The organism is Streptomyces sp. NPDC127190 (assembly GCF_042672505.1).
In the GTDB taxonomy this organism is placed as follows: Bacteria; Actinomycetota; Actinomycetes; order Streptomycetales; family Streptomycetaceae; genus Streptomyces.
This window is the reverse complement of record NZ_JBHXVE010000004.1, coordinates 437801-458223: the sequence shown is the minus strand read 5'-3', so window position 1 is coordinate 458223 and position 20423 is coordinate 437801. Positions and strand designations below refer to the sequence as shown.

18 protein-coding genes are annotated in these 20423 nt (G+C 72.9%); 5 read left to right on the top strand and 13 right to left on the bottom strand.

Features of this window, described 5'->3' with window-relative positions:
* Window positions 1–278 precede the first annotated feature (278 nt).
* The 11 genes from ACFVIU_RS10175 to ACFVIU_RS10125 all read right to left on the bottom strand — a co-directional run bounded on the left by ACFVIU_RS10175 (window position 279) and on the right by ACFVIU_RS10125 (window position 11529).
* Window positions 279–1187: an alpha/beta hydrolase family protein gene (locus tag ACFVIU_RS10175; RefSeq protein ID WP_385841787.1), complete on the bottom strand. Its 909-nt coding sequence runs from the start codon at window positions 1185–1187 to the stop codon at window positions 279–281.
* Between the two features lie 232 nt (window positions 1188–1419).
* Complete coding sequence (gene kynU / locus ACFVIU_RS10170; RefSeq protein WP_385841786.1) at window positions 1420–2616, bottom strand: kynureninase; 1197 nt, start codon at window positions 2614–2616, stop codon at window positions 1420–1422.
* Complete coding sequence (locus ACFVIU_RS10165; RefSeq protein ID WP_385841785.1) at window positions 2609–3454, bottom strand: tryptophan 2,3-dioxygenase family protein; 846 nt, start codon at window positions 3452–3454, stop codon at window positions 2609–2611. Before ACFVIU_RS10165 ends, kynU begins: the two co-directional genes overlap by 8 nt.
* A gap of 161 nt (window positions 3455–3615) precedes the next feature.
* Complete coding sequence (locus ACFVIU_RS10160) at window positions 3616–4029, bottom strand: DUF3151 domain-containing protein (protein WP_385841784.1); 414 nt, start codon at window positions 4027–4029, stop codon at window positions 3616–3618.
* Window positions 4030–4125: 96 nt separating this feature from the next.
* On the bottom strand, window positions 4126–5640 hold the full coding sequence (locus ACFVIU_RS10155; RefSeq protein WP_385841783.1) for an MFS transporter: 1515 nt from the start codon (window positions 5638–5640) through the stop codon (window positions 4126–4128).
* 69 nt (window positions 5641–5709) lie between these two features.
* On the bottom strand, window positions 5710–6732 hold the full coding sequence (gene fbaA / locus ACFVIU_RS10150) for a class II fructose-bisphosphate aldolase (RefSeq protein WP_385841782.1): 1023 nt from the start codon (window positions 6730–6732) through the stop codon (window positions 5710–5712).
* A 153-nt stretch (window positions 6733–6885) separates the two neighbouring features.
* Window positions 6886–7434 (bottom strand): orotate phosphoribosyltransferase, encoded by a 549-nt coding sequence (gene pyrE / locus ACFVIU_RS10145; RefSeq protein ID WP_031172616.1) that lies wholly within the window; start codon window positions 7432–7434, stop codon window positions 6886–6888.
* A 10-nt stretch (window positions 7435–7444) separates the two neighbouring features.
* Entirely contained in the window at window positions 7445–8233 is a 789-nt protein-coding gene (locus ACFVIU_RS10140) for an aldose 1-epimerase (protein ID WP_385841781.1), read from the bottom strand.
* 39 nt (window positions 8234–8272) lie between these two features.
* Window positions 8273–9178 carry an SRPBCC domain-containing protein gene (locus ACFVIU_RS10135; RefSeq protein ID WP_385841780.1) on the bottom strand — a complete coding sequence of 302 codons (906 nt, stop codon included), beginning with the start codon at window positions 9176–9178 and terminating at the stop codon, window positions 8273–8275.
* Between the two features lie 70 nt (window positions 9179–9248).
* Window positions 9249–10892, bottom strand: coding sequence for a polyamine aminopropyltransferase (locus ACFVIU_RS10130; RefSeq protein ID WP_385841779.1), 1644 nt, complete (start codon window positions 10890–10892; stop codon window positions 9249–9251).
* Between the two features lie 79 nt (window positions 10893–10971).
* Window positions 10972–11529, bottom strand: coding sequence for a DUF2617 family protein (locus ACFVIU_RS10125; RefSeq protein ID WP_385841778.1), 558 nt, complete (start codon window positions 11527–11529; stop codon window positions 10972–10974).
* An 871-nt stretch (window positions 11530–12400) separates the two neighbouring features.
* Between ACFVIU_RS10125 and ACFVIU_RS10120 the strand changes: the two genes are divergently transcribed.
* From ACFVIU_RS10120 to ACFVIU_RS10110, 3 genes are all read left to right on the top strand, one after another.
* Window positions 12401–13585 (top strand): pyridoxal phosphate-dependent aminotransferase, encoded by a 1185-nt coding sequence (locus ACFVIU_RS10120; RefSeq protein WP_385841777.1) that lies wholly within the window; start codon window positions 12401–12403, stop codon window positions 13583–13585.
* Window positions 13586–13640: 55 nt separating this feature from the next.
* Window positions 13641–14516 (top strand): PhzF family phenazine biosynthesis protein, encoded by an 876-nt coding sequence (locus tag ACFVIU_RS10115; RefSeq protein WP_385841776.1) that lies wholly within the window; start codon window positions 13641–13643, stop codon window positions 14514–14516.
* A gap of 154 nt (window positions 14517–14670) precedes the next feature.
* Window positions 14671–15852 (top strand): mannosyltransferase family protein, encoded by a 1182-nt coding sequence (locus ACFVIU_RS10110; protein WP_385841775.1) that lies wholly within the window; start codon window positions 14671–14673, stop codon window positions 15850–15852.
* Between the two features lie 9 nt (window positions 15853–15861).
* Here ACFVIU_RS10110 and ACFVIU_RS10105 read toward each other — a convergent pair whose 3' ends face one another.
* Window positions 15862–16410 (bottom strand): YbjN domain-containing protein, encoded by a 549-nt coding sequence (locus ACFVIU_RS10105; RefSeq protein WP_385841774.1) that lies wholly within the window; start codon window positions 16408–16410, stop codon window positions 15862–15864.
* A gap of 143 nt (window positions 16411–16553) precedes the next feature.
* Between ACFVIU_RS10105 and ACFVIU_RS10100 the strand changes: the two genes are divergently transcribed.
* Window positions 16554–17042 carry a hypothetical protein gene (locus ACFVIU_RS10100; protein ID WP_385841773.1) on the top strand — a complete coding sequence of 163 codons (489 nt, stop codon included), beginning with the start codon at window positions 16554–16556 and terminating at the stop codon, window positions 17040–17042.
* Window positions 17043–17102: 60 nt separating this feature from the next.
* Here ACFVIU_RS10100 and clpB read toward each other — a convergent pair whose 3' ends face one another.
* The gene (clpB, locus tag ACFVIU_RS10095; protein WP_385841772.1) at window positions 17103–19700 is read right to left on the bottom strand and encodes an ATP-dependent chaperone ClpB; all 2598 of its coding nucleotides are present in this window, start codon (window positions 19698–19700) and stop codon (window positions 17103–17105) included.
* Between the two features lie 118 nt (window positions 19701–19818).
* Here clpB and ACFVIU_RS10090 point away from each other — a divergent pair, with 118 nt between their 5' ends.
* Window positions 19819–20238, top strand: coding sequence for a pyridoxamine 5'-phosphate oxidase family protein (locus ACFVIU_RS10090; protein ID WP_385841771.1), 420 nt, complete (start codon window positions 19819–19821; stop codon window positions 20236–20238).
* Window positions 20239–20423: the final 185 nt, after the last annotated feature.

The window sequence follows — 20423 nt, the reverse complement described above, 5'->3', positions numbered from 1 at the left end:
ATGCGAGCGACGTCCGCGGCTGCGGGCGCAGGTTGCCCTCGGGATGAGCTGTCGGCGGCTGGAGTGTGCGCGGGTCGCCCATGGGTGGCTTCCTTTCGGGACGCCCGGCCATCGGGCTGCTCCAGGAAGGAAGTTAGAAATCGGGACCCGTCGTCGGCGTCCCGCCAGGGAGCTGTCCTGCGGGGTAGCTCTCAGGTACTACGGGTATCCCCCGGGTACCGCCCTACGGGTCACACCCGGCACCCTCAAGCCCCCTCAGCCCCACTCAACCCCACCGCTCACCACGCCAGTTGAGCGATCTCCTCCGCCACCACCGCACACGCGTCCGCCGCCGGGTCGATCAGCGGGAAGTGACCCACGTCCTCCAGCAGCGTCAGGCCCGCCATCTCCCCCGCCCTCGCGCCGGCATCGACGTACGACTCCGCCACCGCCTGCGGCACCACCAGGTCCCTACGGCCCTGCACCAGCGTCGTCGCGATGCCGGTCGGAAGGAGGAGGGCGGGGTCGGCATAGGGGCGGCGGGCCGCGAAGTGGGCCGTACCGCCGAGGAGTTGCAGCGACGCATTGCCGCAGACGTCCAGCTTCTCGGCCACCTCGAAGTCGGCGATCGGGGCCAGGGCCACCACCCCGCGCAGCGGAGCCGGGCGGTCCGTGCGCCACGGGGAGTCCGCGGGAAGCACATGCCGGGCCGCCGCCCACAGGGCCAGATGGCCGCCCGCGGAGTGGCCGGTCAGCACCGTGCGGCGGACGTCGGCCTGCGGGAGCGCCGCGCGGACCAGGTCCGGCAGGGCGTCCAGAGCCGCCGCGACATCGTCGAAGGTGTCGGGCCAGCGGCCGGCGGGCGGGGTGGCGTCCCCCGCGTTCGGGGAGTTGCCCGTGTTCTGTCCCGGGATCGGGGAGTCGCCGCCGCGCCGGTACTCGACGTTGGCCACCGCGAAGCCCCGGCGGGCCAGGTAGTCCGCGAAGGGGGTGATGTGGCGGCGGTCGTAGCGGGCGCGCCAGGCGCCGCCGTGCAGGACCACCACCAGCGGCGCGGGCGCGGCCGCAGCGGTGCGCGGGGCGTAGAAGTCGATCACCTGGTCGGGGTGTGTGCCGTACGCGACGGTGACGTCGGGATCGACCGGGGCGTGCGAGAAGGCCGACTCCTCCTCGGCGGCGGCGCGGGCTGCTGCTGCGTCGTCCGGCATGCTCCAACCTCTCAGCGATGGAACGTCGATGGAACGCCGACAGAACGTCGGCGACCCGTCGGTGACACGTCGTCAGGGTGTGGCGGTCGCGTGGCGGCTGTGCACCGTTGGCGGGACCGTATCAGGCCGGTGACGTGCGCGGACATGGGGATGTCACGCTCGGTGAGGGCAAAACGGTTCTGTGGGCCACCGGGCGCCCGCGGGCTGCCCGGCCCGGTGGCCCACAGCGGTCCTACTCCGGCTGCCGGACCAGTTCCTCGGCCAGCGCCCTGGCCGCCCGTTCCACGTCCGCGAAGCCCACGTACAGGGGCGTGAAGCCGAAGCGGAGCACGTCGGGATGGCGGAAGTCGCCCACCACGCCCCGGGCGATCAGGCGCCGCATCACCTCACCGGCGTCCGCGCAGCGCAGGGCCACCTGGCTGCCCCGCTGCCCGTGCGGCACCGGCGTCAGGTTCTCCACCCGTCCGGGTTCCGTGTACGCGGACACGCACCGCAGGAAGAAGTCCGTCAGGGCGAGGGACTTGGCGCGGACCGCGGTGACGGAGACGCCCTCCCAGACGTCCAGGGCCGCCTCCAGGGCCAGCATGGAGAGGATGTCCGGGGTGCCGACCCGGCCGCGCAGCGCGCCCGGCGCCGGGGCGTAGGACGGGTCCATGCCGAAGGGGTCGGCGTGCGAGTTCCAGCCGGGCAGCGGGGAGTCGAAGCGGGGCTGGAGCTCCTGGCGGACGTAGAGGTACGCCGGTGAACCCGGGCCGCCGTTCAGGTACTTGTAGGTGCAGCCGACCGCCAGGTCGACCCCGTGCTCGTCCAGGCCCACCGGCAGCGCGCCCGCGCTGTGGCACAGGTCCCACACGGCGAGGGCGCCCGCGGCGTGCACGGCCGCCGTCAGGGACGGCAGATCGTGGAGCCGGCCGGTGCGGTAGTCGACGTGGTTGAGCAGGACCGCTGCGGTACGGCCGGTCAGCGCGTCCGGCACCTCGGCCGGGGTCACCGGGCGCAGGGTGCGGCCGGTCAGCCGGGCGGCGGACTCGGCGATGTAGCCGTCCGTGGGGAAGGTCGTCGCGTCGACCAGGATCTCGGTACGGTCCTCGCCCGCCATGCGGACCGCCGCCACCAGGGCCTTGAAGACGTTGACGCTGGTCGAGTCGCCGACCACGATCTGGCCCGGGGCCGCGCCGACCAGCGGGGCGATCCGGTCGCCGATCCGCTCCGGCGCCGTCCACCAGCCGCTCTCCTCCCAGGAGCGGATGCGCAGCTCGCCCCACTGGCGGCGGACGACGTCCGCGACCCGGTCGGGGACGTGCGCCGGGAGCGCGCCCAGCGAGTTGCCGTCCAGATAGACGCCCTCGTCGAGGTGGAAGCGGGACCGCAGCGGGGCCAGTTCGTCCGCCGCGTCCAGCTTCTCCGCCTGCATCGCCAGCTCAGACATGGGACCTCGCCGTCCACAGCTCGGGGAACACGTTCTTGCGGGCGCGCTTCTCCAGCCAGGCCACGCCGGCCGAGCCGCCGGTGCCGGGCTTGGCGCCCATCGCGCGGCGGGTGGCGACCAGGTGGTCGTTGCGCCAGCGCCACACCAGCTCGGCGACGTCGGTCAACGCCTCGCCGAGCCGGGCGAGTTCGGCGTTCTGGTCGCCCGAGTAGACGGCGGCCCAGGCCTGTTCGACCGCGTCGGAGGGCTCGTAGCGCCGGGAGACGTCACGGTGCAGCAGGCTGTCGGGGATGGCGTGGCCGCGGCGCGCGAGGAGCCGTACGACCTCGTCGTACAGGCTGGGCTCGTGCAGCGCCTTCTCCAGCTCGGCGTGGACGCGCGGGGCGCCGCGGTGCGGTACGAGCATGGAGGCGGACTTCTCGCCGAGCAGGAACTCCATGCGGCGGTACATCGCCGACTGGAAGCCGGAGCCCTCGCCGAGGGCGCTGCGGTACGAGTTGAACTGCGCCGGGGTGAGCTGGCCGAGCGGCGTCCAGGAGGCGTTCAGGGCCTCCAGCTCGCGGACGGAGCGCTTCAGCGCGGCGATCGCGGTCGGTACGTCGTCCGAGCGCAGGGCGTTCGCCGCGGTCTCCCACTCGTGCACGATGACGGTGAACCACAGCTCCATGACCTGGGTCGTCACCAGGAAGACCATCTCTCCGGGATCGTCGGAGAGGGTGTGCTGGAGGTGGGTGAGCACGTCCGCCTTGACGTAGTCCTCGTACGGCGTCGTACCGGCGAAGTCGAGATGCGGGGTCTCGGGCTCGGCCTCGGGAAGGGGGTGAGCCTGTTGGGACATCGCTGTCTCCTGTTGTTACTCCGGGTAGCGGTCCGCCCCTGCCGATTCCGGCACGGGGGCCCCGGTCCCCACCCGGAATCCTCCGCAATCGGCACGGATACGGCAAGGCCCGTCTGCTGCCAGACGGGCCACACCTGTCCCTCCCGTAGGGGATGCCGGGGTCAGCCCAGGGTCTGGGCCGCCGTCGGCGAGGAGTCCTTCAGGAACTGCGTGCAGCGCTCGTACTCCTCCTGCTCGCCGATGGACTGGGCGGCGCGGGCGAGGGCGTGCAGGGCGCGCAGGAAGCCGCGGTTCGGCTCGTGCTCCCAGGGGACCGGGCCGTGGCCCTTCCAGCCGTTGCGGCGCAGCGCGTCGAGGCCGCGGTGGTAGCCGGTACGGGCGTAGGCGTACGACTCCACGACCGCGCCGCGCTCGAACGCCTCGTCGGCCAGCTGGGCCCAGGCGAGCGAGGAGGTGGGGTACTTCGCGGCGACGTCCGCGGACGGGGTGCCCTGGGCGAGGAGGTCGCGGGGCTCCGGCTCCTCGGGGAGGTGGGTGGGGGGCGGGCCGCCGAGCAGGTTCTCGTGAATCGTCATGGGGTCCAGTCTGGCGTACGGCGGTGGACACGGGCGGGGCTGCTGCCCCGTAAGGGGCGCGGGGAACTGCGCGACCGGCCCACCACCCGGCCGCACCTACCCACGCCCCTCACCCCGTCCCTGCCCCTGCCCCTCCTCCTCGCCCGCGCCCTCGGCGTCCTCCCCGCCCTCACCCTCCAGCGGCGGAGCCGTCACACAGCTGTGGACCCTGCATTCCGGGTGGTGGCAGTCCGGAGGGAGGCGGCGGATCAGGGTGAAGGACAGGGCCGAGCCCAGCAGCAGCACCACCGCGCAGATCAGCATCGCCCGGTCGAAGGCCGCGTCGAACGCCGTCGCCGACCGGTACGCCTCCGGGCCCATCCCGGACAGCAGGGGCAGGGCGGCGACGGCCACCAGGCCTGCCGCCCGGGCCGCCGCGTTGTTGATACCGCTGGCCAGGCCCGCCCGGGCGGTGTCGACGGAGGCGAGGACCGTGGCGGTGAGCGGGGCGACGAGGGTGACCATGCCGGCGGCCATGACCAGCAGGGCGGGCAGCACGTCGGTGGCGTACCGCGCGTCCGGGCCCACGCGCAGCATCAGCGGCATCGCGGCGGCGCACAGCAGCGGGCCGACGGTCAGCGGCAGCCGCGGGCCGATGCGGTCGGCCAGGGCCCCCGAGCGGGCGGAGAACAGCAGCATCACGACCGTGATGGGCAGCAGCGCCGTACCGGCGGCCAGCGGGGAGTAGCCCGACACCACCTGGAGCTGGAGGGCGACGAGGAAGAAGAAGCCGCCGAAGGCCGCGTACACGCACAGGGTGACCAGGTTGACCGCCGTGAACTGCCGGGAGGCGAAGATGGCCGGCGGCACCATGGGATCGGGCCGGTGCCTCTCGACGTGGACGAAGGCCACCGCGGCGGCCAGGCCCGCTGCCGCGCTCAGCAGCACCACCAGGGAGCCGCTCCGGGCCTCGATCAGGGCGTAGGTCAGCAGGGCCAGCGCGAGGGCGCCGAGGACGGCACCGAGCACGTCGAAGCGGCCCCGGGCGTTCTCGTCGGCGGACTCGGGGACGTGCCGTACGGCGACCGGGACGCACAGCAGCGCCAGCGGCACGTTCAGCAGGAACACCCACCGCCAGCCGGGCCCGGCCACCAGCCAGCCGCCCAGGAAGGGGCCCACGGCCGCGCCGATCCCGCCGAAGCCGGACCACAGGCCGACCGCCCGGCCCCGGTCGTCGGGGTGGAAGGAGGCCTGGATGAGGGCGAGGGAGCCGGGGGTGAGGAGGGCGCCGCCGACGCCTTGCAGCGCGCGGGCCGCGATCAGCACCCCGGAGGTCGGGGACAGGCCGCACAGCAGCGATGCGGCCGCGAACCACACGACCCCGAGGACGAAGATCCTGCGCCGGCCGTAGCGGTCGCCGAGGGAGCCGCCGAGCAGGATCAGCCCGGCCAGCGTGACCATGTACGCGTTGACGGTCCACTGGAGGGCGGCGAGGTCGGCGCCCAGGTCGCGGCCGATGCTCGGGAGCGCCACGTTGACGACGGTCGAGTCCAGCAGGGCCATGCTGGAACCCAGGACCGTGGTCAGCAGGATCCACTTGCCCTGGGGGGAGGCCAGCCGGACGTTCGGCACTCTCCAGGTATACAGCGGGCCCGGCGCCGATGACCGGCTGCCGGGCCCGCTGGGAACGCCGTACGGCGGTTACTTGATCTTGTTGCCCGCCGAGCGCAGGTTCTGCGTGGCCTCGACGACGCGCGCGGCCATGCCCGCCTCGGCCAGCTTGCCCCAGGTGCGCGGGTCGTAGGTCTTCTTGTTGCCGACCTCGCCGTCGACCTTCAGGACGCCGTCGTAGTTCCGGAACATGTGGTCGGCGACCGGACGGGTGAAGGCGTACTGGGTGTCGGTGTCGATGTTCATCTTCACGACGCCGTTCTCCAGCGCGGTGAGGATCTCCTGCTCGGTGGAGCCGGAGCCGCCGTGGAAGACGAAGTCGAAGGGGGCGTCCTTGCCGAAGCGAGCGGCGACGCCCTCGTTCAGCTCCTTCAGCAGCTCGGGGCGGAGCACGACGTTGCCCGGCTTGTACACGCCGTGGACGTTGCCGAAGGAGGCGGCCAGCAGGTAGCGGCCCTTCTCGCCGAGGCCCAGGGCCTCCGCGGTGCGGATCGCGTCGTCGACCGTGGTGTACAGGGAGTCGTTGATCTCGTGCGAGACGCCGTCCTCCTCGCCACCGGTCGGGGTGATCTCCACCTCGAGGATGATCTTGGCGGCGCGGGCGCGCTCCAGCAGCTCCTGGGCGATGGAGAGGTTGTCGGCGAGGGTCTCCGCCGAGCCGTCCCACATGTGCGACTGGAAGAGCGGGTTCCGGCCGGCCTTCACGCGCTCCTCGGAGATCGCGAGGAGCGGGCGGACGTACCCGTCGAGCTTGTCCTTCGGGCAGTGGTCGGTGTGCAGGGCGATGTTGACCGGGTACTTCTCGGCGACGATGTGCGCGAACTCGGCGAGCGCGACCGCGCCGGTCACCATGTCCTTGCTGTACTGGCCGCCCAGGAACTCGGCGCCACCCGTGGAGATCTGGACGATGCCGTCGCTCTCGGCCTCCGCGAAGCCGCGCAGGGCGGCGTGCAGGGTCTGGGTCGAGGTGACGTTGATGGCCGGGTAGGCGAACTTGCCTGCCTTCGCCCGGTCGAGCATCTCGTTGTAGACCTCGGGGGTTGCGATGGGCATCTGTCCGCTCCTTGTGTTGCGGGTTGGCTTTGCTGCGTTACGGCCCTGACCTAGACCTTGGGGGTGACGTCATCGTCGTCCCCATCTTTCCAGACCGGGCTGGTGGCCCCTGTCCGGCGGTCGGCCCGGACAAGTCCAGGTCATACCGCCGGGTCAGTCCAGACCCAGTTCATCCTTCGAGAAGGCGAACCGGTACGGAACACCCGCGCCGGCCTCGATCTTCTCGGCGGCGCCGGTCGCCCGGTCCACGATCGTGGCGACGGCGACGACCTCGGCACCGGCCTCGCGCACGGCCTCGACGGCGGTGAGCGGGGAGCCGCCGGTGGTGGAGGTGTCCTCGACCACCAGCACCCGGCGGCCGGCGATCTCCGGGCCCTCCACGCGACGCTGGAGACCGTGCGCCTTCGCCGCCTTGCGGACGACGAACGCGTCGAGCTTCTTCCCGCGCGCGGCGGCGGCGTGCAGCATGGCCGCCGCGACCGGGTCGGCGCCCATGGTGAGCCCGCCCACCGCGTCGAACTCCAGGTCCGCGGTGAGATCGAGGAGCACCTGCCCGACCAGCGGGGCGGCCTCGCCGTCGAGGGTGATGCGGCGCAGGTCGACGTAGTAGTCGGCCTCCAGACCCGAGGAGAGGGTCACCTTGCCGTGCACCACGGCCTTGTCCTTGATCTGCTGCAACAGCGCGCCACGTACATCCGTCATGCCGACCAGCTTAGATGCGGCGCCAGCTCCAGGTGGTGCTGGCCTCCAGCGGCTCCAGCGGCGTGACCAGGCGCGGCAGGGTGTTGAGCCCGTTGGGCGGGCCGGTCTGCGGCTCCACGCACACCGCCTCGGCCTGCTCGTCGTAGACGACCACCCATTCCTCCCGGCTGGCCACCTTCAGCTCCAGCCGGCCGGGCCAGGTGAGGGTGACGTCGACGCCGCCGGGCATGCCGAAGCAGTCGTCCCAGGGGCCGGGCTCGGGGTCGATCCGGTTGCCGGTGGGCAGATGGTCGGCGCCGCGCTCCTCCTGCCAGGCGGGCTCGAAGCCGAGGGAGACGTCCGCGCCGTCGAGGGTGCGGTTGAACCAGGGGTGCCAGCCGATCTGCGCCGGGAAGGAGTCGTCGTACGCCTCCACGGACATCGTCAGCGTCAGGCTGTCCTCGGCGAGCGTGACGACCTGGGTGACGCGGCCGGGGTGCGGCCAGGGGTCGGCCAGTTCGCAGGTGATCACCGCCTCGTCGGCGGTGACGCGGGCGGTGCGCCAGGCGCCGTCGCGGGCCGTGCCGTGGATGGCGTGCGGCGGGGAGTTGAGCGGCATCTGGCGGACCGTGGCGCCGTCCAGGAAGCGGCCGTCACGGATCCGGCCGCACCAGGGCACCATCGGGAAGCAGCCGTAGCGGGGCCCCTGGCGGAGCAGTTCGAGGGAGCCGACCTTGAGTCCGCTGATCCGGCCGCCGTTGGTGTGGCTGACGCGTACCTCCGCGTCGCCTGCTGTCAGCGTGATGTCTTCGTCACTCACGGGACGACCCTACTGGGGCGGCCCGGACCGTCGTCGCGTTCAGTGGCGTTTGCGCAGGGCCCGGCCGACGACGATCGCCGAGGCCAGGGCCAGTGCCGCCGCGGGGGCCGCCCAGCGCAGGGCCGGGTTGCCCGCGACGGTCTGGGGGGCCGGTACGGGGGCGTAGCGGCCGCGGGGCGGGGCGTGGTCGACCTCCTCGGCGCTGCGGCCGATCATGGTGCGGCGGGCGTGCGCGGCCTCGGCGGGGGGCTCACCGGAGTCGGCGAACACACCGGAGAGACGGTCCTCCAGCTCCGCCTCGTCCACCTCCCCGTCATCCACCCCGTCCTCCTCGTCCTCCTGGCCTTCCTGCCCCGCCTCGAACGCGTCGTCGGCATCGGCCTCCGCGGCCAGGGCGGGCGGGGGAATCTCGGCGTCGAAGACGGAGAGGTGGTCGTCAGCGGGGTCGAACGAGGCCTCGGCGTCGACGGCCGGAACCTCCGCTTCCGGAGCGTCGGCGCCCGACGTGTCGCTGGTCGGAGTGTCCGGGGCCTCGGACAGGGCGTGCAGGAAGCGGGTCAGGAGGCGGGTGGTCGCCGAGGTCACCGCTTCCTGGGGGAGTTCCGTGAGGCGGCCGGTCACGGTTGCCGTGCCGGAGGCGGTGACCGTGGTGCCGCCGTCGGTGTCGGCCAGGCGCAGGGTGACGGCGAGTTCGACCGAGCCGGTGCCGCGGGCTTCGCCGGCCTCGGCCTCGACCCGGTAGGTGCCGTCCGGCCGGGCGGCGATGCGGGCCGCGCCCCGATAGGTGACGGAGTGGCCGCCGACGCGCAGCTTCAGCCGGCCGGTGAGGGGCGTGGCACCGGGGTCCTGCTGGAAGCCGGGGACGGCCCGGGCGACCCTGGCGGGGTCGGCGAGGGCGGCCCTGAGCCGCTCGGCCGGAACCGGGGTGAAGACCTGGTGCTCCATGGTCGGTGAGCCTACCCAGTCATGGCCGGATCTCACCCTGCCGTGCTGGCCGGGCCGCTCCGGACCCGGCTCAGTACCGCGGATGCACCAGCGTCGACGCGGGCAGGTCCGGGATCCTCGTGCGCTGCGCCGCCTCCCCGTCCGCGGTCAGGGAGGGCTGGGTGAGGGTCCGGGGACGCGGGCTCCCAGGGTCCAGCCGCAGCGGCGGTGGCGTGGGTCCGGGGGCGGCCAGGAGGTACCCCCAGTCGTGCGGGGCGCGGGAGGTGGCGGCCGAGCGGTCGGGGCCGGACGGGAACCCGGAGTCGTGGCCGAGGACCCGGTAGGGGGAGACGGAGAAGCCGGCCGCGCGGAGGGTCGCGGCGACCGTCCAGAAGACCCGGGGGCGGGTGGTGACCGAGCCCGCGTGGACGACGAGCCGGCCGCCGGGCGCGAGGACGCGGCGGGCCAGGCCGTAGAACTCCTGCGAGTACAGCTTGGTGCTGGCGGTGATCCCGGGATCGGGCAGATCGGCGATCACGACGTCGTACGACGCGGCCCGCGCCCCCCGCAGCCAGCCGAGGGCGTCGGCCGGGCCGGCGTGCACGCGCGGGTCGGCGTAGGCGTGGCCGTTGGCGGCGGACAGGCCGGGGTCGTGGCGGGCCAGCCGGATCAGGGCGGGGTCGAGGTCGACGATGTCGACGCGGCGCACCCCGCGGTGGCGCAGCGCCTCACGGGCGGCCAGGCCGTCACCGCCGCCGAGGATCAGCACACGCGCGTGCGGGCCGCCGGAGAGCGCGGGATGGACCAGGGCCTCGTGGTAGCAGGGCTCGTCGCCGCCGCCGACCCGCAGCCGGCCGTCGAGGAAGAGGTCGAGCGGCCTGCCGTGGGTGCCGCCGGTCAGCACCACCTCCTGGACGTCGGTCTGCACGGCCACCCGGACGTCCTCGCCGTACACCGCGTGCCGGGCGGCCCGTTCGAAGTCGCCGGCGAGGGCGGCGGCGGCGGCGAGGACACCGAGCACGGTGAGGCCGGCGACGAACAGGGTGCAGCGGGCCCGGCGGGTGAGGTCGCGGCGGAACAGGCCGAGCACCAGGGCGCCGCCCGCCACCACGTTGACCGTGCCGGTGAGCAGGGCGCCGGTCAACTGGCCGAAGAAGGGCAGCAGGAGGAAGGGAAAGGCGAGCCCGCCGACGAGGGCGCCCACGTAGTCCGCGGCGAACAGGTCGGCCACCGCGCCCCCGGCGTCCTGCCGGCGGATCCGCTGGATCAGCTCCATCAGCAGCGGGACCTCGGCGCCGATCAGCAGACCGATGGCGAGCGAGAAGGCGACCAGCAGCCAGCGCGGGCCCTCGGCCCACAGCCCGCCCCAGCCGCCGGTCCAGGCGAACACGGCGTACAGCGCCATCGCGCTGCACCCGCCGACCAGCGCCAGGGCCGACTCGACCGCGCCGAAACCGGCGGCCGCGTGCCAGCGCAGCCGTTTGGCGCCGAGGGAGCCGATACCCATGGCGAACACCATCACGGACAGCACGACGGAGGCCTGGGTGACCGAGTCGCCGATCAAGTACGAGGCGAACGCGACGAGTTCCAGCTCGTACACGAGTCCGCAGGCCGCGCAGACGAAGACGCACACGAGGACCAGGAACCGCCCGGTACCGGGCCGGACGGGCAGCCGGGCGGCGGCTGTCCAGGACGGCGGGCAGCCCGGGGGTGCAGGGGCGTGCGGTTCGATCACTCTGCGACGTTACGTCACATACGCGGCACGCTTTGTCACCCACACGTGTGGATCTGGGGGCAGTTGACGCCCCAAAGGTTTATGGCGCAAGGATTCGCTCAGGCCGGTCCTCATGGTCCGGCTTCCCCGCCGACCCCCGGACGCCCACGCGGGTGCGGGTCGCCACCAACTGGCCGTCCTGCGGGTAGGCGTGCCAGGTGCGCCAGTGCACCTGGCCCTCGTACCGCTGGGCCAGCATCGCCGTGAAGGCGTGCGGGCTGCCGGGGAAGACCCCGGCGAGGCCGTGCGGATGGTCGGAGACGAGGGCCAGCAACTCCTGGGCGCGGCCGGCGAACGAGCCGGGCGTGAGCACCTCGACGCGGGCCGCGAACTCGTACTCCCAGTCGCCGACGCGCTTGGCGACACCCAGGGGCAGCGGGGTGCTGGAGCCGGGGATGCAGGCGACCGTCTCCGAGCAACTGCCCCGCTCCTCGTCCAGGAGCACCTGGTGGGAGGCGCCGAGCAGTCTCAACTGGAGTCTCGCGCCGGTGAGTTCGAGATCGAGGGTGGCGAGCGCGGGCAACGGCTCGCGCCCCAGGGCCCAGGCGAGGTCGGCGGCGCGCGTATCGGTGTAGGAGGTGTTCAGGGTCGTGAGCATGGATCGGCTCCGCTAACACGCGATGAGGGGGAGTTCGGCCATGTCAGCCCAGTCGGCCCGGCCGGGGTCAGGAGTCTGTGGGACGTCCGGGGGGCTGCGTTGGCGATTTAGAGGGAATCATGAACAGTGCAGCCCCCACAGCGTTTTTACCCAACTTCGTAGGGTTTCCATCCCTCAGAGGGCTCCCCAGCTCAACTGTTCAACCACGGCGTGCGCCGGGCGCGCGAACATCCGGGCCGGGCGCCCGCCGGATCCCCTCCCTCCGGCGAGCGCCGGCGGCGGCCGAAACCATCCCCTGCGGAAGCCGTCCCCCGCCGAAACCGCCCCCTGTCGACGCCGCCCTCTCCCGGACGGTCCGCCGTCCCTCCGTCAGCTGCCGCCACCGCACGACGAACCGCCACCGCACGACGAACCGCCGCCGCAGGAGGAGTGGCCGCCGCACGAGTGACCCCCGCCGCAGGAGTGGTGGCCGCCGCCGTGGTGACCGCCGCTGTGACCGCTGTGACCACCGGACGAACCCGAGTCACCGCTCCCGGCCCACCAGCTGCCACCGCTGTCGTACCCGTCCGAGGACCTCGAGGACCCCGAGGACCTCGAGGACCACCCTCCGGACGACCGCCGGGACCGCGAGCCCCCCAGCCCCTTGCCCCGCCTCGCCCTCTTCGCAGCCGACCCCAGGATCTGCGCGCACAGGACCACGACCACCGCCACGACGACGATCACGATGTCGCCCATGGGCGTCACCTTCTTTCTCTTCCCCCGAGTTTCCGGTTCCCCCCGGACGGCCCCGACGGGGCCCCGGTGCACGGGGGATGCCCGTCCGCCCGACCCGCCAAAGCGGAGTTGAGGAACTCCAGAGCTTGGGCGCAGGATGGCCCGCATGACCTCCACCGCGCGCCCCTACCTGAACCGTCGGCTCGCCGCGTTCGGGACGACGATCTTCGCCGAGATGTCCGCGCTCGCGCTGGCCACCGGGGCGATCAACCTGGGCCAGGGCTTCCCGGACACCGACGGACCGGAGGAGGTCCGGGAGGCCGCCGTACGGGCGCTGCGGGAGGGCCACGGGAACCAGTACCCGCCGGGGCCCGGCATCCCGGAGCTGCGTACCGCGATCGCCGCGCACCAGCTGCGCCGGTACGGGCTGTCGTACGACCCGGACCGCGAGGTGCTGGTCACGGCGGGCGCCACGGAGGCCATCGCGGCCGCGCTGCTGGCGCTGGTCGAGCCGGGTGACGAGGTCGTCGCCCTGGAGCCGTACTACGACTCCTACGCGGCGAGCATCGCGCTGGCGGGCGGCACCCGGGTGCCGGTCACCCTGCGCCCGCACGAGGGGGCGTTCCGGCTGGACCTGGACGAGCTGCGGTCCGCCGTCACCGACCGCACCCGGCTGCTGCTGATCAACACCCCGCACAACCCGACCGGCACGGTCCTCACCCGGGCGGAGCTGGCCGCGATCGCCGAGCTGGCGGTGGAGCGGGAGCTGCTGGTGGTGACGGACGAGGTGTACGAGCACCTGGTCTTCGACGGCGCCGAGCACCTCCCGCTCGCCGCGTTCCCGGGGATGCGGGAGCGGACGGTGACCATCGGCTCGGCCGGGAAGACGTTCTCCTTCACCGGCTGGAAGGTCGGCTGGGTGACGGCCGCGCCCGAGCTGGTCGCCGCGGTCCGTTCGGTCAAGCAGTTCCTGACGTACGTCTCCGCCGGGCCCTTCCAGTACGCGGTGGCCGAGGCGCTCGCGCTGCCCGACTCCTACTTCGCGGAGTTCCGCCGGTCCATGCAGGCCCGCCGGGACATCCTCGCGGAGGGGCTGACGGCGGCGGGCTTCGAGGTCTTCCGGCCGGCCGGCACGTACTTCATCACCACCGACGTCCGCCCGCTCGGCGAGAAGGACGGCTTCGCCTTCTGCCGCGCGCTGCCGGAGCGGGCCGGGGTGGTGGCCATCCCCAACGCGGTCTTCTACGACGACCGGGAGGCGGGGGCGCCGTTCGTGCGGTTCGCGTTCTGCAAGCGGGAGGAAGTCCTCCGGGAAGCGGCCGGGCGGCTGCGCGCCATGTGAGCCCCCGGAGCCGCTGCGCTGGAATAGCCGCGGACCGGCCCCTGTTGCCGCGGACATGACCACGAATGCGCCGCGGCCCGAGGTGCTGCGATACACCGCCTTCTCCAGCGACCCCGAAGGCGGAAACCCCGCCGGCGTCGTTCTGGATGCCACCGGCCTGGACGACAGCGACATGCTGGCCATCGCCGGCGACCTGGGGTACTCGGAGTCCGCGTTCCTGACCGCGCCCCCGGAGAGCCTCGGCGGCCAGGAGGGGCGGGCGTACAGCATCCGCTACTTCAGCCCCAAGGCCGAGGTGCCGTTCTGCGGGCACGCCACGGTAGCGACCGCCGTCGCGCTCGCCGAGCGGACAGGCCCGGGGAAGCTGGTCTTCGCGACGCGCGCCGGCACGGTGCCGGTGGAGGTGACCGAGGAGGGCGGGACGGTCAGGGCCACGCTCACCAGTGTCGTGCCGCACATCGAGGAGATCGCCGACGCCGACCTCGCGGAGGCGCTCGCCGCGCTGGACTGGCCAGCCGCCGATCTCGACCCGGCCTTCCCGCCCCGGATCGCGTTCGCCGGCGCCCGCCATCTCGTTCTCGCGGCGGCGACGCGCGAGCGCCTCGCCCGTCTCGCGTACGACTTCGCGCGCCTCGAAGCCCTGATGCACCGCCTGGACCTGACCACGGTCCAGTTGGTGTGGCGGGAGTCGGCCACCGTCTTTCACGTCCGTGACCCGTTCCCCGTCGGCGGCGTCGTCGAGGACCCGGCAACCGGCGCCGCGGCCGCCGCGTTCGGCGCGTACGCCCGTGAGCTCGGCCTGGTTCCCGAGGACGCCGTCCTCACCCTGTACCAGGGCGAGGACCTGGGCCGCCCCGGCGAGCTCACGGTGACGCTGCACGCGGGTGACCCGCGCGTCCGAGTCAGCGGCGCGGGGACGCGCATCGGCTGAAGACCGCTCTGCGGTCGACGTCGTCACGGGACCCCCTCCCCTTCCGGCTGGGGCGCTCCCGGACCCGCTGCCGTACGCGACACAGGTGAACCCGGGGGCCGCTCGGCCCCCGCCTGCTCGCGTCGGCGGGCCGGGCCTTGCATGGTGCGGAGATGTGAGTCATGCCAGCACCCTCCTCGCCCCGCCCGTCGCGGCGCCCGGTGAGCGCACCCGGTCCTTCCCCGTCCGCGCGAGCGGAGTCGCCGTGGGGCTGTTCCTCGGGGTGCGGCTGACCGGCGTGGCCCTGGTCGCGCTCGTCGCGCATGCCGCCGGCCGGCATCCGCTCGCGCTGCTCGGCCGGTCCTGGGACTCGGTCTGGTACGTCGGGATCGCCGCGCACGGCTACGGCCACGACCTGCCCTCGCACGACCCGGGTCTCCACAGCGACCTGGCCTTCTTCCCGCTGTACCCGGCGCTGGTGCGGGCGCTGACCGCGCTGCTGCCGGTCAGCGGGGGCGGCGCCGGGCTGCTGGTGTCCTGGGTCGCGGCCGCCGTCGCCGCCGCCGGGATCCATCTGGTCGGCACCCTGCTGTACGGGCGGTCGGCGGGGCTGGCGCTGGTCCTGCTGTGGGGGCTGCTGCCGCACTCGGTGGTGCTGTCGATGGCGTACACCGAACCGGTGCTGACCGCGCTCGCCGCCTGGGCCCTGTACGCGCTGCTGACCGGTCGCTGGGTGTGGGCGGGGGCGCTGGCGGCGCTCGCGGGGCTGGCCCGGCCGAACGGGGTCGCGGTCGCCGCCGCCGTCCTGGCCACGGCCGGCTGCACGGTGTGGCGGCGGCGCGGCCGGGTTTCCCACAGGCTGTGGACGGGCGCGGCGCTCGCCCCGCTGGGCTGGACGGCGTACGTCCTGTGGGTCGGCCGGTGCCGGCACGATCTGCTGGGCGGCTATTTCGACGTGCAGCGGCGCTGGGGGTCGCAGTTCGACTTCGCGCACGGCGCGCTGCTGGTCGTCCGGCGCATGCTGCTGCACGGCAGCCGGTTCACCGCCCCGGTGGTCTTGCTGATCGTGGCCGGGAGCGTGCTGCTGTACGCGCTGCTGCTGCTGGAGCGCGTGCCGCTGCCGCTGCTGGTCTACAGCGGGGTGCTGCTGCTGATCGCGCTCGGCGGCTCGGGCTTCTTCGAGTCCAAGCCACGGTTCCTGCTGCCCGCGTTTCCCCTGCTCCTGCCGCTCGCCGGAGCGCTCGCCCGCACCGCGCGAGCCCGGCCCTGGCACGCGACCGTGGTGATCGCGGCCCTGGCCGGGCTCGGCTATGCCTACGGCGCGTACCTGCTGGTGTACGCGCGGGTGCCGCTGTGAGGGAGGGCGCTATTCGCCGGTGCGCTCGTCGCCCTCGTCGTCACCGGGCTGGTCCGCCTCGTTGACGTCCTGTTCCAGGCCGAGCTGCTCGACCAGCCACTTGTCGAACTCGATCGCGGCCCGCACCCAGCTGACCGTGGAGGAGACGAAGTGGTTGATGTCGACGCCCGTGCCGATCAGCATCTGGGCCTCGCCGATGAGACGGACGGTGCCGTCGTCGTGGGTGTGGGTGTACACCTTCGGCCACAGGGTGCGGCGGTTCCAGTCGTCGATGGACTCGAGCAGCTGGTGCTTCTCGTCGATCTTGTGCGGGCGGTCGTAGAAGGTCCGCACCGAGAAGACGGCCTGCTCGGCCTCTCCGCGGAACATGAAGTAGGTGCGGAACTGCTCCCACGGCGCCGCGAGGTCACCCTCCTCGTCAACGACGTACTTCAGCTCCATCTGGTCGAGGAGCTGCTTCACGAGGTCCTGGTCCGGGAGGACGGGGCCGGCCGGTCCCTGGGGCTGCGGCTCGGGCTGGCCCCCGAAGTTCGGAATGGAGGACGGGTCGATGCTCACCGTGTTTTTCCCTTCATGGTGGATTCCGCCATCCTCCCCCATCCGGGGAGGGGGGAGGCAAGCCCCGACGCCCGCCTGTCCGCCATTGGCTGACAGCTGACATGATTTCCGGCTGCCGGGCGGAGGCGAGCCGAGGGGGCCTGATGGGCGGGACTGCGAGACAGGGCCGGACCCGCTGGTGGCCGGTCGTGGCGGTGCTGGCGCTGCCCGCGCTGGTGGTGGCCTGGGGGGCCGCGATCGTGGTGCGGGCCATGAACTCCGACTACCCACTGGGCGGGGGTCCGGAAAAGGTGTCGTGCGCCGAGGCGCTGGCCTTCGGCGGGGCGCGGCTGCCGCAGCGGGCGTACGAGCCCCGGTGCACGGTGCAGGCGTGGCAGGACACCAGCTACGACGCCGACTTCCGGATGCCCCGGGCGGACGTCTGGGCGTGGCTGCGGCACACCTATCCGCACGCGCCGAAGCCCAGGACCGACGTCTGTGCCCCGGAGGTCTCGGGTCCGGTGGACTTCTGCGTGGACATGAACACCGATGCCACCGCGCCGCAGGGCGTCGATGCGAACGCCGTACAGATCTCCGTGACGTACGAGGGGCCCGCCACCGCACGGGTCCGCTTCTCCGCCTTCACGGTGTGACCGCCGCACCCCGGGCGCTCGGGCACCCGGGGTGCGGCGGTCGGCCGGCGCGCGGGCCGGCTACAGCGTCTTGCCGGTGGCCGGGCCGACCAGCAGGCCGTCGCCGAAGCGGTCGACGCGGACCGTGTCGCCGTCCTTGATCTCGCCGGACAGGATCTCCTTGGCGAGCCGGTCGCCGATCGAGGTCTGCACCAGCCGGCGCAGCGGACGGGCGCCGTACGCCGGGTCCAGGCCCTCCTCGGCGAGCCAGGCCAGCGCCTCGGGGGTGATCTCCAGGGCGAGCCGGCGCTCGGCCAGCCGCCTGCCCAGCCGGTCGATCTGGAGCTGCGCGATCCGCTCCAGCTCGGGCTTGGTCAGCGCGGAGAAGACCACCAGGTCGTCCAGCCGGTTGAGGAACTCCGGCTTGAAGGAGGCCCGGACGGTCTCCAGCACCTGCTCCCGCTTCTCCGTCTCGCTGGTGAGCGGGTCGACCAGGTACTGACTGCCCAGGTTGGAGGTGAGGACGAGGATCGTGTTGCGGAAGTCGACCGTACGGCCCTGACCGTCGGTCAGGCGGCCGTCGTCCAGCACCTGGAGCAGGATGTCGAAGACCTCGGGGTGCGCCTTCTCCACCTCGTCCAGGAGGACCACCGAGTACGGGCGGCGGCGCACCGCCTCCGTCAGCTGACCGCCCTCCTCGTAGCCCACATAGCCGGGAGGGGCGCCGACCAGCCGGGCCACGCTGTGCTTCTCGCCGTACTCCGACATGTCGATGCGGACCATGGCCCGCTCGTCGTCGAAGAGGAAGTCGGCGAGCGCCTTGGCGAGTTCGGTCTTGCCGACGCCGGTCGGGCCGAGGAAGAGGAAGGAGCCGGTGGGCCGGTCGGGGTCGGCGATACCGGCACGCGAGCGGCGTACGGCGTCGCTGACCGCCCGCACGGCCTCGCTCTGCCCGATGAGCCGCCGGCCGATCTCCTCCTCCATGCGCAGCAGCTTCTGCGTCTCGCCCTCCATCAGCCGGCCGGCCGGGATGCCGGTCCAGGCGGCGACGACGTCGGCGATGTCGTCGGCGCCGACCTCGTCCTTGACCATGGTGTCCCGGGCGGCCTGCTCCTCGGCGGCGGAGGCGGCCTGGAGTTCCTTCTCCAGGGTGGGGATCTCGCCGTACAGCAGCTTGGCGGCGGTGTCGAAGTCGCCGTCGCGCTGGGCGCGTTCGGCCTGGCCGCGCAGGTCGTCCAGCTTCTCCTTCAGCTCGCCGACCCGGTTGAGGGACTGCTTCTCCTTCTCCCAGCGGGCGGTGAGCCCGCGCAGCTCCTCCTCCTTGTCCGCGAGATCGCGGCGCAGCTTCTCCAGCCGCTCCCGGGAGGCCGGGTCGGTCTCCTTGCCGATCGCCAGCTCCTCCATCTTCAGCCGGTCGACGGCGCGCTGGAGTTCGTCGATCTCCACCGGCGAGGAGTCGATCTCCATGCGCAGCCGGGAGGCCGACTCGTCCACCAGGTCGATCGCCTTGTCGGGCAGGAAGCGGGAGGTGATGTACCGGTCGGAGAGGGTGGCGGCGGCCACCAGCGCGCTGTCCGCGATCTGCACCTTGTGGTGCGCCTCGTACCGGCCCTTCAGACCGCGCAGGATCGCGATGGTGTCCTCGACGGTGGGCTCGGCGACCAGCACCTGCTGGAAGCGCCGCTCCAGCGCCGGGTCCTTCTCGATCCGCTCCCGGTACTCGTCCAGGGTGGTCGCGCCGACCATGCGCAGCTCACCGCGGGCGAGCATGGGCTTGAGCATGTTGCCCGCGTCCATGGCCGAATCGCCGCCGGCGCCGGCCCCGACGACGGTGTGCAGCTCGTCGATGAAGGTGATGATCTGCCCGTCGGAGTCCTTGATCTCGGCGAGCACGGCCTTCAGCCGCTCCTCGAACTCGCCGCGGTACTTGGCACCGGCGACCATCGCGCCGAGGTCGAGCGCCACGAGCCGCTTGTCCTTGAGGGACTCCGGCACGTCACCCTTGACGATCCGCTGGGCGAGGCCCTCGACCACGGCGGTCTTGCCGACGCCCGGCTCGCCGATGAGCACGGGGTTGTTCTTGGTACGGCGGCTCAGCACCTGCACGACCCGCCGGATCTCCTGGTCCCGGCCGATGACCGGGTCCAGGCGGCCCTCGCGGGCGGCGGCGGTGAAGTCGGTGCCGAACTTCTCCAGGGCCTTGTACTGGCCCTCCGGGTCGGCGGTGGTCACGCGGCGTCCTCCCCTGGCCTTCCGGAAGGCCTCCAGCAGCTTCTTCGCATCGGCGCCCTGCGCCGTGAGCAGCTCACCGGCCGCGCCGCCCTTGGCCGCGAGCCCGATGAGCAGGTGCTCGGTGGACAGGTAGGCGTCGCCGAGGTCCTTGGCGCGGGCCCCGGCGTCGGCGAGCACGGCCAGCAGCTCACGGTTGGGCTGCGGCGGCGCAACGGTGGATCCGGTCACACTGGGCAGCGCGGCCAGCAGCTTCTCCGCGCCCGCGCGTACGGCGGCCTGGTCGGCGTCGACGGCGGCGAGCAGGTCGGTGATGTTCTCGTTGTCCTGCCCCTGGAGCAGAGCCAGCAGCAGGTGAGCGGGGGTGAGGTCCGGGTGCCCCTCGGTCACGGCACGGCTGCTCGCCGCGTTGATCGCATCCCGGCTCCTGTTGGTCAGCTCGGCGTCCACGGTCGCGTACTCCTCCTCGACAACCCGGCCATTCCTGACTCAGCTCATTCCTGACTTAGCCAGCGTACACAAAGTTGAGTCTATTCCGCTCAAGCCCGGGGAGGCTAGGTTTTCGGCCATGGCCTCACACTCCTACTCCGTGGATCCGGCCGCGCCGGACGAGCCGTACCTCGCCTTCTGGCGGGAACGGCACCTGTGCACCCTGACGACCCTGCGTCCCGACGGCAGCCCGCACGTGGTGCCGGTGGGCGTGACCTACGACCCGGTGGCGGGGCTGGCCCGGGTGATCACCAACAAGTCGAGCGCGAAGGCGGCCCATGTCCGCGCGGCCGGCGCCGAGGGGGCGCGGGTGGCGGTGTGCCAGGTCGACGGGCGGCGCTGGGCCACGCTGGAGGGGCGGGCGGCCGTACGCACCGAGCCGGAGCGGATAGCGGAGGCGGAGCGGCGGTACGCCGAGCGGTACGAGCGCACGCCGTCGCCGAATCCGTCACGCGTGGTGATCGAGATCGAGGTGGAACGGGCGCTGGGGCGCGGCTGAGGGCCGGGTGCGGAGCGCGACGCCGGGGCCGGCGGGTTACGGCGGTTTCCAGCCGGTGTGAAAACACCCCCAGGGCGCGATATGTCGCCATAAAACTGCAGCGGGCGGTCCAGGATAATGGGTACCGGGTGGCGCGCGTGGGGGGGGTGAACCGGAACTCGTATAATACGGCTGGGCAGGTCTCA